General features: G+C 62.6%; 13 protein-coding genes. 3 read left to right on the top strand and 10 right to left on the bottom strand.

Features of this window, described 5'->3' with window-relative positions:
- Nucleotides 1-100 precede the first annotated feature (100 nt).
- A complete protein-coding gene (locus ABIE52_RS26975) occupies nt 101-1,597 on the top strand; it encodes a DUF222 domain-containing protein (RefSeq protein ID WP_192712212.1) in 1,497 nt (498 codons plus the stop codon).
- Between the two features lie 40 nt (nt 1,598-1,637).
- On the opposite strand, the gene ABIE52_RS26970 is transcribed toward ABIE52_RS26975, so the two are convergent.
- On the bottom strand, nt 1,638-1,793 hold the full coding sequence (locus ABIE52_RS26970; RefSeq protein ID WP_003940615.1) for a hypothetical protein: 156 nt from the start codon (nt 1,791-1,793) through the stop codon (nt 1,638-1,640).
- A gap of 135 nt (nt 1,794-1,928) precedes the next feature.
- Here ABIE52_RS26970 and ABIE52_RS26965 point away from each other — a divergent pair, with 135 nt between their 5' ends.
- Complete coding sequence (locus ABIE52_RS26965; protein ID WP_042448407.1) at nt 1,929-2,753, top strand: mycofactocin-coupled SDR family oxidoreductase; 825 nt, start codon at nt 1,929-1,931, stop codon at nt 2,751-2,753.
- Nucleotides 2,754-2,784: 31 nt separating this feature from the next.
- On the opposite strand, the gene ABIE52_RS26960 is transcribed toward ABIE52_RS26965, so the two are convergent.
- From ABIE52_RS26960 to ABIE52_RS26930, 7 genes are all read right to left on the bottom strand, one after another.
- The gene (locus tag ABIE52_RS26960) at nt 2,785-3,573 is read right to left on the bottom strand and encodes an SDR family NAD(P)-dependent oxidoreductase (RefSeq protein WP_007732675.1); all 789 of its coding nucleotides are present in this window, start codon (nt 3,571-3,573) and stop codon (nt 2,785-2,787) included.
- Nucleotides 3,574-3,651: 78 nt separating this feature from the next.
- On the bottom strand, nt 3,652-4,302 hold the full coding sequence (locus tag ABIE52_RS26955) for a PaaI family thioesterase (RefSeq protein WP_003940283.1): 651 nt from the start codon (nt 4,300-4,302) through the stop codon (nt 3,652-3,654).
- A complete protein-coding gene (locus tag ABIE52_RS26950) occupies nt 4,302-5,171 on the bottom strand; it encodes a MaoC/PaaZ C-terminal domain-containing protein (RefSeq protein ID WP_007732676.1) in 870 nt (289 codons plus the stop codon). Before ABIE52_RS26950 ends, ABIE52_RS26955 begins: the two co-directional genes overlap by 1 nt.
- Complete coding sequence (locus ABIE52_RS26945) at nt 5,171-6,373, bottom strand: lipid-transfer protein (protein WP_003940027.1); 1,203 nt, start codon at nt 6,371-6,373, stop codon at nt 5,171-5,173. The genes ABIE52_RS26950 and ABIE52_RS26945 overlap by 1 nt, the downstream gene beginning before the upstream one ends.
- A 7-nt stretch (nt 6,374-6,380) precedes the next feature.
- Nucleotides 6,381-8,561: an acyl-CoA dehydrogenase family protein gene (locus tag ABIE52_RS26940; RefSeq protein ID WP_007732680.1), complete on the bottom strand. Its 2,181-nt coding sequence runs from the start codon at nt 8,559-8,561 to the stop codon at nt 6,381-6,383.
- Nucleotides 8,562-8,595: 34 nt separating this feature from the next.
- A complete protein-coding gene (locus ABIE52_RS26935; protein ID WP_007732681.1) occupies nt 8,596-9,759 on the bottom strand; it encodes a steroid 3-ketoacyl-CoA thiolase in 1,164 nt (387 codons plus the stop codon).
- 192 nt (nt 9,760-9,951) lie between these two features.
- Nucleotides 9,952-10,578: a TetR/AcrR family transcriptional regulator gene (locus tag ABIE52_RS26930; protein ID WP_030536987.1), complete on the bottom strand. Its 627-nt coding sequence runs from the start codon at nt 10,576-10,578 to the stop codon at nt 9,952-9,954.
- A gap of 153 nt (nt 10,579-10,731) precedes the next feature.
- Here ABIE52_RS26930 and ABIE52_RS26925 point away from each other — a divergent pair, with 153 nt between their 5' ends.
- On the top strand, nt 10,732-12,264 hold the full coding sequence (locus ABIE52_RS26925; protein ID WP_037128865.1) for an FAD-dependent oxidoreductase: 1,533 nt from the start codon (nt 10,732-10,734) through the stop codon (nt 12,262-12,264).
- 79 nt (nt 12,265-12,343) lie between these two features.
- On the opposite strand, the gene ABIE52_RS26920 is transcribed toward ABIE52_RS26925, so the two are convergent.
- On the bottom strand, nt 12,344-12,895 hold the full coding sequence (locus tag ABIE52_RS26920) for a pyridoxamine 5'-phosphate oxidase family protein (RefSeq protein ID WP_007732686.1): 552 nt from the start codon (nt 12,893-12,895) through the stop codon (nt 12,344-12,346).
- A 30-nt stretch (nt 12,896-12,925) separates the two neighbouring features.
- Entirely contained in the window at nt 12,926-13,942 is a 1,017-nt protein-coding gene (locus ABIE52_RS26915) for a TIGR03617 family F420-dependent LLM class oxidoreductase (protein WP_007732690.1), read from the bottom strand.

Genomic DNA, 13,942 nt, shown 5'->3' with positions numbered 1-13,942 from the left:
CCAAAACGCAAGCACAATAAGCATTTCGGCCGATTCGGACTATTCCGACTGATTTGAGAATTCAGTTCGCATCGAACACACATTCGAATAGAATGGATGCATGTTCAACCCGACAACAGAGCTCTTCGGTATCTCAGCACAGCTGACCGGTACCGAAACTGATTGTGCGCTGGTTGATCTCATGACCGATCTGCATGCATGCGAGGCGATGCTGGTCGAACGCAAGCTCGCTGTGATTGCCGAGTTCTTTTCGCGGCGAAGCTCGGAGCATGTCGCCAGTGGTGCGTGGTCGTCGACCGCACACGAATTGGCTGAATCGGAAGTCGGTGCGTCACTGACGATGGGTCGCGCGGCTGCCGGCAAGCTGATCGGGTTGGGGTTCTCGTTAAAGACTCGTCTGCATCGCACTCGAGCGGCGATGGCCCGTGGCGAGTTGGATCTGTACCGAGTTGGTTTGATCGATTCCGCGACCGCGAACGTGAAAGACGAATTGATCGACGAGGTGGAACGACTACTGCTCGCGCAGGTTCTCGCCCCACCAGTAGCAGGCGGAACGGGCTTGACGGGAAGGCGACTGACAGCGGCGATCGATCGGATCGTGGCGATGGTGGACCCGGAAGGTATGCGAGAACGCCGACGCCGTGCTCTCACCGATCGCTTCGTCGGGGTCAGCGCTGCCGAGGACGGGATGGCAAAGATCTTGGGAAGCGTTCCGGCAGAGCAGGCTAGGGCATTCGACGGCCGACTACGCGAGTTGGCAGTGTCGGTATGCCGAAACGACTCACGAACGTACGAGCAGCGACGAGCCGACGCGCTCTTCGAGTTGACCAACGGATCACAATTCTTGCCGTGCAACTGTGGCCGAGCTGATTGCCCGCAGGATCGTAGCGGTGGTGTTGTCGTTCGTCGGCCCGTGGTTCACGTCGTGATGACTGATTCCACTCTGCACGGTGGCGGTGAGCCCGCCCACCTCGACGGGTACGGGGTGATCAGCGCTGAGCATGCTCGCGATATCGCCCGTGACGCCGTAATTCGAAACGTCCGCGCACCTGCTGATGACGTCGCAGAGCCGGTGCCTGCTTCGGCGCGCGTCTACCGACCGGGCGCCGTTCTCGAAACCTGGTTACGGATCATCGCGGGCAGCTGCCAATGGCTGCATTGTGATGTCCCGGCCTGGAATTCCGATCTGGACCACAATGAACCGTTCCATCACGGCGACCCCGAATGCGGCGGTAAAACGATCGCGTCGAATATGAGTGCGTTCTGCCGCAACCATCATCGCCTCAAGCATTCCGACCGGTGGCGGTTCACGTCGAACGAGGATCGGACCATGTCGCTGACGTCGCCGACCGGGCATTGTTACCGAACGCGACCCGCAGGATTGATGGCTGGATCGCACGAACCGACACCGCCCCAGGGCGGTCGAAATCGGCGGACCCAGGAGGAGAACAAAGCTGCCCGTATCCAGAGTGAACGCAATCGCCAGCGTCGACGGATACAGAAACGAGCAGAGAAATACGTTCAATGTAGGCAGTGGAAATCACCGCCGGCTCACCGAGAACCCATCGATTTCGGAGACGACCCGCCACCGTTCTGAGATACCGAGCGGTGTCGAGGCGCGCCGACGTGTCGCAGGGTCAGTCTGACGTCGGCTTGGTGCCGTCTTCTGGTGCCGGATCGTCGTCGGCAAGCGGATCTATGGTGTCGACACCTTCGAGGACGGTCAGCTCTTCTTCCGCCTCGGCGAGGAGCCCTTTGGCTTCAGCTTCGACCTTCTTCACCCAATCGGACATCCCGAGCCTCTTCTCTTCCGAAGCGAGTTCCCGCTGTAACTGAACTCAGACTACGTCGCCGGCGACGAATTTCGCCGTCCCCTCGGGTCAGTACTCATGACCGAGTAATCATGATTCACGACGGACGGAGCACGCATGCCCGGACAGTTGGAAGGCAAAACCGCACTGATCACCGGGGCCGCCCGAGGTCAGGGCAGGAGCCACGCCGTGCGATTGGCGCAGGAGGGCGCGAACATCATTGCGCTCGACATCTGCCGTCAGATCGAATCGGTGGCCTACCCGATGGGAACCGCCGACGATTTGCGGCAGACAACAGCAGCGGTCGAGAACCTGGGACGAAGTATCGTCGCGCGAGAAGTGGATGTTCGCGATCTGTCCGCACTGCGAACTGCGGTATCCGAAGGAATTGCGGAGCTGGGCAGCGTCGACATCGTCCTGGCCAACGCCGGTATCGGCATGATGTCCCCGGATATCGACGATGCTCGCGCCTTCCGCGACCAGATGGAGGTCAATCTATTCGGCGTCTGGAATACCGTCCAGGCAGCAGCGCCCGCGATGATCGAACAAGGTACAGGTGGCGCAATAGTCCTGACCGGATCAACTCTGGGACTTGTCGGTCGTGGAGGTGACGGCACCGGCGGATCCGCCGGCTACTGCGCGAGTAAACACGCCATTGTGGGGCTCGGGCGCACGTGGTCGCACTGGCTTGCTCCCCACAATATTCGTGTCAACTCCGTGCACCCGACTGGCGCGAATACACCGATGGTCGTCAACGATGCGGTCGCGAAGCTGTTTGCGGACTCCCCGACATCGAGCGGAGCCGACGTGGGCAACCTCTTGAACGTCGAGTTGATCGAAGCTGCCGACGTCAGCAACGCGATAGCCTGGCTGGTTTCGGATCAGGCTCGATACGTCACAGGTATCGCGTTGCCGGTCGACGCCGGGTTCACGGCCAAATAGATGCCGGATACACCGGCCGAGTCGCCGTCGATCAGTCGACGGTCGGCGCCCACTGCACGCCGTTGATGTGCCCACCACCGTCGACGAAGAGGGTGTTGCCGGTGACGTAACGGCTGTCGTCACTTGCCAGGAAGGCCGCAACGGGGCCGATGTCGTCGAGGGGATCGCCGATCCGCCCCATCGGGTTCTGTGCGGCCATCACTGCCACGTTCTCCGGATTGGCTTCGGCGACACGCTTGTACGCCGCACTCTGCGCACCGGGACAGATGACGTTGCAGTTCACCTGCTTGGGAGCCCACTCGCGGGCAGCAGTGCGAGTCAGGGTTCGCAATGCTTCCTTCGCCGCGTTGTACTGCACCGAGTACATGTGAGCATTCACGCCGTTGAGGCTGCACATGTTGATCACGCGGCCCGTGCCGTGACGCTCCAGTTCCGGCAGGGCAGCCTGCATCGCCCAGAATGCCGCCATCACTGCCATGTCGAAACCGCCGCGCAATTGCTCGTCGGTCATCTTCTCGAGCCGAGCGAAACCGAAAGTCCGCCAAGCATTGTTGACCAGGATGTCGAGGCGTCCGAACCGCTCGACGGACTTGTCGACCATGGCAACAACCTGAGCTTTGTCAGTGACGTCGGTCCGGACGAATTCCGCCTCCGCGCCCCATTCGTCCCGCAACCACTGGGTGGTTTCGAGGCCCGCCGCCTCGTCGATCTCGGCAACCAACACCGACGCGCCTTCACGCGCGAACGCGCCCGCCACTCCGCGCCCGATGCCCATACCGGCACCGGTGACCACTGCTACACGTCCGTCGAGCTTGCCCACTGGGCCCTCCTTCGTCAGAACCCCTGTGCGCCTTTTTGGTAGTTCCCACTACCAAAAAGGCGCACGGGGGCGAAGCCCCTACCTGGGGCGCGGCACGGTCTTGTCGATGAACAGTCCCTCTACCGACACACACAATTCGCCGTCCGCAGTTTTGATCTCACCGACGGTGTGAATCTTGCGGCCGTCCTTGGACAGGAATTTGCCGCTGATCGTGAGTGGCTCGAACAGCGGAGTCGGGCGATGGTACCGAGTGCTCAATTGTGCTGTCATGCCGGAAGTTCCACCCCAGGCGTTCGCGACGCCGAGAACGTGATCGAGCAGCAGCGCCGAAACACCGCCGTGCACATGGCCGGGAGGGCCCTGGTACGGCAGCGTCAACGTGACCACTCCCTGCACCGACCCGTCAGCGAGCCCTTCCAGAACGAGCGGCGGCGCAATGGCGTTCTCGGGGCCGGTCACGGGGTCGTGACGAGTCACGCCCTCACCGTTCCACATGTCGATCAACCGCTCGGCCACCTCGGGTGAGTGCTGTTCGAGATGCTCGGCAATGCTGTTGAGCTCCTCCGCAACCCGGTCCAGATTGGCGTTTCCGCGGTCGGTGCGCAGCATCGCGTCGACAACGCGACGCGCTGCTGCCGTGGCCCGGTCGACCGGGGCGTCCTGCGGCGGCGACGTCAGAATCGTGCCGCCCGGATGTGTCGCTGCTGTGGGGTGCGAACCGAGGTCCATCAGTTGATCTCCATTGTTGCGTGCGTGAGAACCGGGGAGTTCTCGCGTTCGGGGCACGTCGCCGCCAACGTCAGTGTGTTGCCGTCCTGCCATACCGAGGTGGTGATGGATTCGCCGGGGAAGAGCGAACCTGCAAACCGCACCGAGTAGTTCTTCACCCGCGTCGGATCTCCGTCGAGAATCCCGTCTACCACGGCCTTGCAGACGATGCCGTACGACGCGAGGCCGTGCAGAATCGGTGCATCGAAGCCCGCCATCTTCGCGAAGGAGGGATCAGCGTGCAGCGGGTTCATGTCTCCACTGAGTCGGTACACCAGCGCCTGTGAGGGACTCGTGCTCGACGTCAGTACCTTGTCGGGCGCTCGATCAGGCACCCCGGCAACAACTTCGGGCCCGGTGTTGCCGCCGAATCCACCTTCGCCGCGCGCCCAGATCTGCATTCCGGTGGTCCATAACGGATTCCCGTCCAGGTCCTCGGCCGCCGTCTCGAGAACGATCACAGCTGCCTTTCCCTTGTCCCAGACATCGGCGACCCGAGAAGAAATACGGGCAGCACCCGTCGACGGGATGGGCGCGTGAAGTGCCAGCGACTGCCCACCGTGCAGGATCTTTCGCAGATCGATGTCGATTCCCGGCATACTCATCGACGGTGCGGGCAGTACACCCGCCGAAACTCCCTGGCCTGCAACCATTGCAAACGTCGGGAGTACCTTCAGCCCCTTTTCGTACACCCAGGTCAGTTCAGCGGGATCGAGAGCATTCACCCCTGCCCCGAGTCCCAATTGGTAGAGCATGACGTCGCGATCGGTCCACGACGCCTCGCGCACAGTCGGTTCGGCGGCCAACGCCACCTCGAGATCGATAGCCATCAGTTCTCCAAAGTTCCGGCTCGGTAGACCGTCACGACGCACGCGCCGCCCAGTCCGAGGTTGTGTTGCAAGCCAATACGAGCGCCTTCGACCTGCCGCGCATCCGCGGTCCCGCGGAGCTGCCACGTGAGTTCGGCGCACTGCGCCAAGCCCGTCGCGCCCAGGGGGTGTCCCTTCGAGATCAAACCACCCGACGGGTTGACGACCCACTGGCCGCCGTACGTGGTCGCGCCGGATTCGACGAGCTTTCCGCCTTCTCCGACCGCGCACATCCCCAGGCCCTCGTAGGTGATGATCTCGTTGATCGCGAAGCAGTCGTGCAGTTCGATGACGTCGACGTCATCGATGGTGATCCCGGCCTGCGCAAAGACCTGCTCTGCCGCAGCTGCCGTCATCGGCGCGCCGACCACGTCGATCATCGACTTCTCGGCGAACGCTGCCTCGGTGTCAGTGGTCAACGCCTGTGCGACGATTTCGATCGCCCGGTCTTCGAGGCCGTGCTCACGCACGAACTTCTCGCTCACGACGATCGCGGCTCCGGCGCCGTCCGAGGTCGGCGAGCACTGCGAACGTGTCAGCGGCTCGTGAATCATCTTGTCGCCGAGTACCTGTTCGAGGGTGTACTCGTCACGGAACTGTGCGTACGGATTGTTCACCGAATGCTTGTGATTCTTGACCGCCACCGCTGCGATCTGCTCGACCGTGGTGCCGTACTTCTTCATGTGCTCGACGGCAGCGTTACCGAACAGCTGAGCTGTCATCGGCGATCGGGCGAACCCGTAATCCTCGACCATGATCTTCAGCTGAGAGTCCAAGGTCGTGACCTTGGGCATCTCACCGTTACCGGTCAACGCCGTTTTGGTCATCTTCTCGAAGCCGACGGCCAAGGCGCACTCGGCTTGTCCGGCCTGGACCCACTCGCGCGCCATCATCAGCGCCGTCGAGCCGGTCGCGCAGTTGTTGTTGACGTTGAAGATCGGAATGCCGGTCAGACCGGTCTCGTAGAGAGCTCGCTGTCCTGCTGTCGACGCGTTGAACACGTAACCGACCGCAGCACGCTGAATCTGGCCGTAGCCGATCCCGGCATCGGTCAGGGCATTCGAGACGGCTTCGGTCACCATGTCCGGGTATTCCCAGTCGCGGGTCTCGATCTTCTCGAACTTGGTCATGCCGACGCCGATGACGAAGGTGCGATTGCTCATGTGCAGGTCACTTTCCCGGTTCAGGGTCGCGAGGCAGACCCAGGATTCGCTCACCGATGATGTTGAGCTGAACATTGGTTGTACCACCCGCGATGGACATGCACTGCGAGTTCAAGAACATCTGGGTTGCAGACATCCGATGCTGTTCGCCCAGAAGTGAACTCGGTCCGGCCCACTCCATTGCCACGTCCCAGACCTGCTGGATGTGCTCGACACCGATCAGCTTCGCCACCGAGGATTCGGCACCCGGCTGCGCGCCGGTGAGCGAGCGCAGCGTGGTGCGCAGACCGAGCAGACCACCGGATTGCGCGTCGCACAGCACCTTTCCGAGCACGGTCAGCTGCTCGTCGTCGATGCCACCGGGCAGTCCGTCGACCAGGCTCAGAAGAGCCTCGCCACCCGATCCGAGCGACGAGTCGTTGGACAGCGAGACACGCTCGTTGGCCAGCGTGGTGCGAGCGAGCTTCCAGCCGTCGCCTGGCTCGCCGACCAGGCACTCGTCGGGAACGAAGACGTCGTCGAAGAAGACTTCGTTGAACAGTGCTTCACCGGTGATCTCGCGAAGCGGGCGAATGTCGAGGCCGCTGTTCTTGATGTCGATCAGGAAGTAGGACAGACCCTTGTGCTTGGGGGCGTCGGCGTCGGTGCGCGCGAGGCAGATTCCCCAGTGCGCGTCGCGTGCCATCGACGTCCACACCTTCTGGCCCTGCAACTTCCAGCCACCGTCGACCTTGGTGGCCTTTGTACTCAGCGCGGCGAGGTCGGAACCTGCGCCGGGCTCGGAGAAGAGCTGACACCAGACGATGTCGCCGCGCAGTGACGGCGGGACGAACTTGGCGAGCTGCTCTTCGTTGCCGTGCGCGATGAGCGTCGGGATGACCCAGTTGCCGATGATCATGTCGTGCGGCTTGATCTTCGCAGCGCGCAGTTCTTCGGCGATGACCAGCTGGCTGACGGCATCGGCGGATTTGCCCCACGGAGCCGTGAAGTGCGGTGCGGTGTAGCCCTTTTCCGCGAGATACGTTTTCTGGGCGGCGCCTTCGAGTTCGAGTGCAGGAGCGAGCTCGGCTCGGACGTCGGCTCGGATCGCCTCGGCCTCGGGCGGCAGCTCGACGCTGAGCACGCGACGGGTTCCGGCAATGGTCAGCTCGGCAACGCGACGACGCCAGGATGCCGTGGAACCCAGCAGAATTCGCAGGGACTGCGCGCGGCGCAGGTACAGGTGCGCGTCGTGCTCCCACGTGTAGCCGATTCCGCCGAGCACCTGGATGCAGTCACGCGTGACGGAGAAGCCAGCCTCGAGGGCCGTGGCTCCGGCGACGGCTGCTGCGAGAGAAGCCTCTTCGGCACCGACGCCGTTGGCGGGAGTCAGCGCACGCGCAGCGTCCCAAGCGCAGACGCGTGCCTGCTCGGCAAGCGCGAGCATACGTGCAGCCTTGTGCTTGACACCCTGGAACTGGCCGATCGGGCGACCGAACTGCTGACGCACCTTCGCGTAGTCGGCCGACGTCGTGACTGCCCAGTCGGCCAAGCCTGATGCCTCGGCCGCGAACAGTGTTGCGGCAATGTCCAGTACACGCTGGGTATCGATGGTGAGGATCTCGGAATCGGTGAGCACCAAACCGTCGACGGTGACCTCGGAGTTACGACGCACGACGTCGTAGCTGGCCAAGTCCGTGACCTCGAGGCGGTCACGTCCGAGCAGAACGAATCCGCTGTCCGTCGCGAGGAGGAACAGGTCAGCGACATGGCCGCCGAGAATAAGGCTGGACGTTCCGCTGAGGGTGGTGTTGTCGCCGTCGCGGGTGATCTTCAGCGAACCCGGCTGTAGTGCAACAGCTCCGAGCGTGCTGCCATCCACGAGCGTCGGCAGTCTGTCCGTTTCTCCGGCATCACTGAGAACAGCGCTGACCACTACCGTCGGCAGGAACGGTCCGGGAACCATCGAGCGTCCAAGTTCCTCGACGACGATGGCGAGTTCGACCAATCCGTATCCTGCGCCGCCGAATTCCTCGGCTACGTGTAGTCCGAGAAGCCCCTGCTCGGCAAGCCCGTTCCAGAGTTGGGGGCGAGTTTCGACCTTCGCCTCGACGGCTTCACGGACGACGGTGGGTGTTGCGTGACGCGCCGCCCAGCCCCGTACGGAGTCGCGGAGGTCACGATCTTCTTCACTCAATCCAATAGTCATGTCTACCTCGTCAATTCGACAGTGTCAGTACGGGTCAGATGCGTTCGATAATGGTGGCGGTCGAGAGAGCGCCACCGGCGCACATCGTGACCAGAGCCGTCGACTTGTTCGAGCGCTCGAGTTCGTGCAGCGCAGTGGTGATCAGACGAGCGCCCGTGGAACCGACGGGATGTCCGAGCGCGATCGCACCACCGTTGACGTTGACCTTGGACAGGTCTGCGCCGTGAACCTGCGCCCAGGAGAGCACGACCGAGGCAAAGGCTTCGTTGATTTCGACGAGATCGATGTCGTCCAAGGTCATTTTGGCCTTGTCGAGCACCATCTGGGTGGACTCGATCGGTCCGTCCAGGTGATAGAAGGGATCGGATCCGACCATGCCGGACGCGACGATCCGCGCGCGGGGCTTCAATCCCAGTTCCTGTGCGCGCTCTTCGCTCATCAGCAGTACCGCAGCCGCGCCATCACTGATCTGCGACGAGTTGCCGGCGGTGTGGATATGGCCTTCGATGACCGGCTTGAGCCCAGCCAGCGCTTCTGCCGTCGTCTCACGCAGTCCCCCGTCGCGAGTGACAGTGGCGATCTCACCGGTAGGCACGCCTTCCTTGTCCACCACGGGAGCCTTGACGGGCACGATCTCGCGGTCGAAGCGTCCTTCTGCCCAAGCCTGAGCTGCGCGGCGCTGCGATTCCAGACCGAACGCGTCGACGTCGGCGCGCGTGATCCCACGCTTCTCGGCAATTCGCTGCGCGGAGGTGAACTGGTCACCCATGTCGATGGTCCAGTCGTCCGGGTACGGGTTTCCCGTTCCCGGTGCGTTTGCCTGACCCAGGAACACACGGCTCATAGCCTCGACGCCGCAGCCGATACCGGCCGAGATCTGACCAGAAGAAATCAGGCCGGAAATCAAATGCACTGCCTGCTGGGCGGATCCACAGGCGCAGTCGATAGTGGTTGCCGCGGTGCTGTACGGCAATCCGGCGTGCAGCCACGCCTGCCGCGTGACGTTGTTGGACTGCTCACCTGCCTGGGTGACACAGCCGCCGATGATCTGTCCGATGTCTTCCGGTGCGACGCCTGCCCGTTCGAGAACGCCGAGCTGCGCTGCTCCCAGAATCTCGGCGGGGTGCAGTCCCGCCAGGGCGCCGCGACGACGGCCGATCGGTGTCCGAGCGGCCTCGACGATGACTGCATGACCCATGATGTTCGCTCCTTCGTGGAGTTTTCGGTCGGTGAGCTGGCTCACCGTCTATTTTTCTGTAATTTATTCTATTAATGATGTCAGGGCAATGTCCGGATTGACATCAACTCTCAACTGATGCGGATTCAAAAATAGAATTTATTTCAATTTTGCGAACATGACGAACCCTCCCCAGAGAGGGGCGAAGTCACGTCAGTGCCGTGAGAGATTCACCAGAAGCAGGTCGCATCCCTTGCGGATGTCGTACTCCGCATCGGGGATGGAGATTCGACCGTTGAGGCACGATTGGATGACCCCGAACCACAGCTGCATCAGCAGACGCAACCCGGTGTTGTCTTCCTCGGTGGGGTTCTCGATCCCGGCCGCGTCGAGGATGATCTGCCGGAAGCCGCGATCGATCTTTCCCACGTCCGGCACCGTCGCGACGTTGGCGGTACTGGACGACTGCAGCATCGCAGTCGAGAGAGCCGGCCGACGCAGTAACCCGCGAGTCGCGCGAACCAATACCTCGTACACCGCATCCTGCGGATTGTCCGACTGAACCTGATGCCTGACAAAGCTGGCACCGATCTGGTCGATCTGCTCGACCATCACAGCGACGAAGAGGTGCGTCTTCGAGGGGAAATAGCGATAAAGAGTGCCGATGGCCACGCCCGCCCGCTTGGCGACCTCGTGCATCTGTACCCGTGAGAGTTCCTTCTCGGTCCCCAATTCGGCTGCCGCTTCCAGCATCCGCACATGGCGCGCCCGCTGCTCGTCCGAACTGGGCTCTGCAGCGTCCCTGACCTCGGCAATTCTCGGCAACGTCGCCCCCATCATCGATTCTGTGTCCCGGTCGCGAACGACCTCGCCAATTCTCTCATCTCGACCACCCATCTCGGCATATTGCCCGCTCAGTGGGACCTGGCATGGCCTTCTCTCCCCGTGCGGTATTCCGTGGACACCCCACCCTCTTGGAGTTAGGACGCAATGATGCAGGACTGGACCACCGAGTGCGACGTGTTGGTAGTCGGCTCCGGCGGCGGCGCGCTGACCGGCGCATACACCGCGGCAGCTCGAGGATTGACGACGATCGTCCTCGAGAAAACCGATCGCTTCGGCGGAACTTCCGCGTACTCGGGCGCATCCATCTGGCTGCCGGGAACCCAAGTACAGGAACGTGCGGGACTCCCCGACTCAACGGAGAACGCACGCACCTATCTGCGCGCATTGCTCGGCGACGCCGAGTCCGAGCGCCAGGATGCCTATGTCGAGACCGCTCCCGATGTCGTCGCACTACTCGAGCAGAACCCGCACATCGAATTCGAGTTCCGTGCGTTCCCCGACTACTACAAGGCCGAAGGCCGGATGGACACGGGACGCTCCATCAACCCTCTCGATCTCGATCCCGCCGACATCGGTGACCTCGCCGGCAAGGTGCGTCCGGAACTCGACCAAGACCGCACCGGTCAGGATCATGCTCCCGGCCCGATGATCGGTGGGCGCGCACTGATCGGCCGACTGCTGGCCGCAGTCCAGAGCACCGGTAACGCAGAACTTCGTACCGAATCCATCCTCACCTCCCTGATCGTGGAAGACGGTCGGGTTGTCGGCGCCGAGGTCGAATCCGGCGGCGAAACCCAGCGAATCAAGGCGAACCGCGGTGTGCTGATGGCAGCGGGCGGCATCGAAGGCAACGCCGAGATGCGTGAGCAGGCCGGCACCCCCGGCAAAGCGATCTGGAGTATGGGTCCCTTCGGCGCCAACACCGGTGACGCGATCTCCGCCGGAATTGCTGTCGGTGGCGCAACCGCTTTGCTCGATCAGGCGTGGTTCTGCCCCGGCGTCGAGCAGCCGGACGGCAGCGCCGCATTCATGGTCGGCGTTCGCGGCGGACTCGTCGTCGACAACGCGGGCGAGCGTTACCTCAACGAGTCTCTCCCGTACGACCAGTTCGGCCGGGCCATGGATGCGCACGACGACAACGGTTCTGCAGTGCCGTCGTTCATGATCTTCGACTCGCGCGAGGGTGGCGGACTACCTGCCATCTGCATCCCGAACACGGCGCCCGCCAAGCACCTCGAGGCCGGAACCTGGGTCGCCGCCGACACTCTCGAAGAACTCGCCGCCAAGACCGGACTGCCGGCCGACGCATTGCGCAGCACTGTCGAAAAGTTCAACGATGCCGCAAAGCTGGGAGTCGACGAAGAGTTCCATCGCGGCGAAGACCCGTACGACGCATTCTTCTGCCCACCCAACGGCGGCGCGAATGCGGCACTGACGGCGATCGAGAACGGTCCGTTCTACGCGGCCCGCATCGTCCTCAGTGACCTCGGCACCAAGGGCGGATTGGTCACCGACGTCAACGGTCGAGTCCTGCGTGCCGACGGCAGCGCCATCGACGGCCTGTACGCCGCCGGCAATACGAGCGCGTCACTGAGCGGCCGCTTCTACCCCGGTCCTGGCGTTCCGCTCGGCACGGCCATGGTCTTCTCGTACCGAGCAGCCCAGGACATGGCGAAGTAACCAGCACAACGAGGACGTGGGGCAGGCAATGTCAGAATCACCTGCCCCACACTCTTTCGCACGGCGACGCGATTTTGTATCACTCCAGGTCGATACCGGGCAACCCGTCCACACTCTTCGCGTTCTTCTCGGCGCGATAGGCGATGAGCCGCTCCGGCCCCCTCTTCTCCGCTACGCGGTCGAGCACGTCACGATCGGATTGGTAGTCCATCAGCGGTACTGCGTATCCGCACGAATCCGAAATGCGCGTCAGATCGACCACGACGATCGACCGCAGCCCCGGGTGCTCAGGGAACCTACCGACAAGCTCGTTGAACGGTTCCGACCCTGCAAGCAGAACGTGTCCGTGACCGTGCAGTCGTACGATCTTCGGTGGTCCGTCAAACGCCATGAACATCAGTGTTATTCGGGAGTTCTCGCGCACGTGCGCGATGGTTTCCACACCGCTGCCGGTGAGGTCGAGGTACGCCACCCGGTTGGATGTCAGCACCACAAACGATCCGACTCCCCCTTTGGGTGAGCAATTGACCAACCCGTCAGCAGACAACGGTGCGGTGGCAACGACGAACAGCGGTTGAGCCTGCAACCACGTGGTGAGCTTTTCATCGATGCCTTCGTAGACGCGCCCCATGTCGAGAGTGTAGTTCGCGCCGACTGGACGTCACGGGGCAGACGCTGCGGCGGCTCGAATCTCCTCACACATCGCTGCGAAGACGCGGTCGTCGGCGGGATTCGCCGGCACCGCCAGTGCAATGCCGTCGCAGAGACTCGCGTATTTCGAACTCAGCACCTCGGGGAGTTCGGCGTAGGTGCATTGCGTGACCAGCCTGTCGAGAACATCGTCGGTGAGGACGGCAGGTAGTCGAGCCCAATCACCTGCCCGCGCCATCACTGTCAGTTCTTCCCCGACCTCGGATAATCCGAGGACCTCCAGCGCGACTCGGTACGCCGGAGTGGAGTAGAGAAAGGCAAGTTCACTGCGCACCGCTTCTCGTTGAGCAAGTATCGCGGCAGGATCTTTGCCGGTGATCATCTTCGGAACGGCAATCAGTCGCGGCTTCCTTCCTCCTGCCGTCAACGATGGAATGATCCTCTCCGCGAGCACCTTCGGATGGGAGCTGGTGGGGTGAGAAACAAAACCGTCGGCGACGGCTCCCGCCAGTGAGCACATGCGCAAGTTCACTCCCCCGGTCCAGATCTCCGGAGCCGGAACATCGAGCGGCCCCGGATTGAAGTAGGGCTGCAGCCGGTCGAAGGTGTAGTGCGTTCCGGCATGGTCGAGTTCACCGCCCTCCTGAAAAACTCGGAAGATCTCGCGTACAGCGCTGACGTAATCACGCAGTTGCGCAACAGGATCCGTCCACGGCATCGAGTACCGCCCGACGATGTTCCCACGCACCTGCGTCGCAAGCCCCAGTTGAAATCGCCCACCCGAGAAACCCGCAAGATCCCAGGCAGCCAAAGCCGTCACCATGGGACTGCGCGCAAACGCGACAACCATCGACGTCCGGACAGTGAGAGTACTGCTGTGCTCGACGGCCAGGGCCGCCACCGCAAACGGATCACGAATGGTTTCGGAGATGTGCACCGTGTCGAAACCAAGGTTCTCGATGCGTCGGACGTGCTGAGCTACCTGCCGCAGCGGAGTGTCGGCAGGTAGCGAGGTCACCAATTCCAT

This window comes from Rhodococcus sp. OAS809 (genome assembly GCF_040546695.1).
Classification (GTDB): domain Bacteria; phylum Actinomycetota; class Actinomycetes; order Mycobacteriales; family Mycobacteriaceae; genus Rhodococcus_F; species Rhodococcus_F qingshengii.
This window is presented reverse-complemented; position numbering and strand designations above follow the sequence as displayed.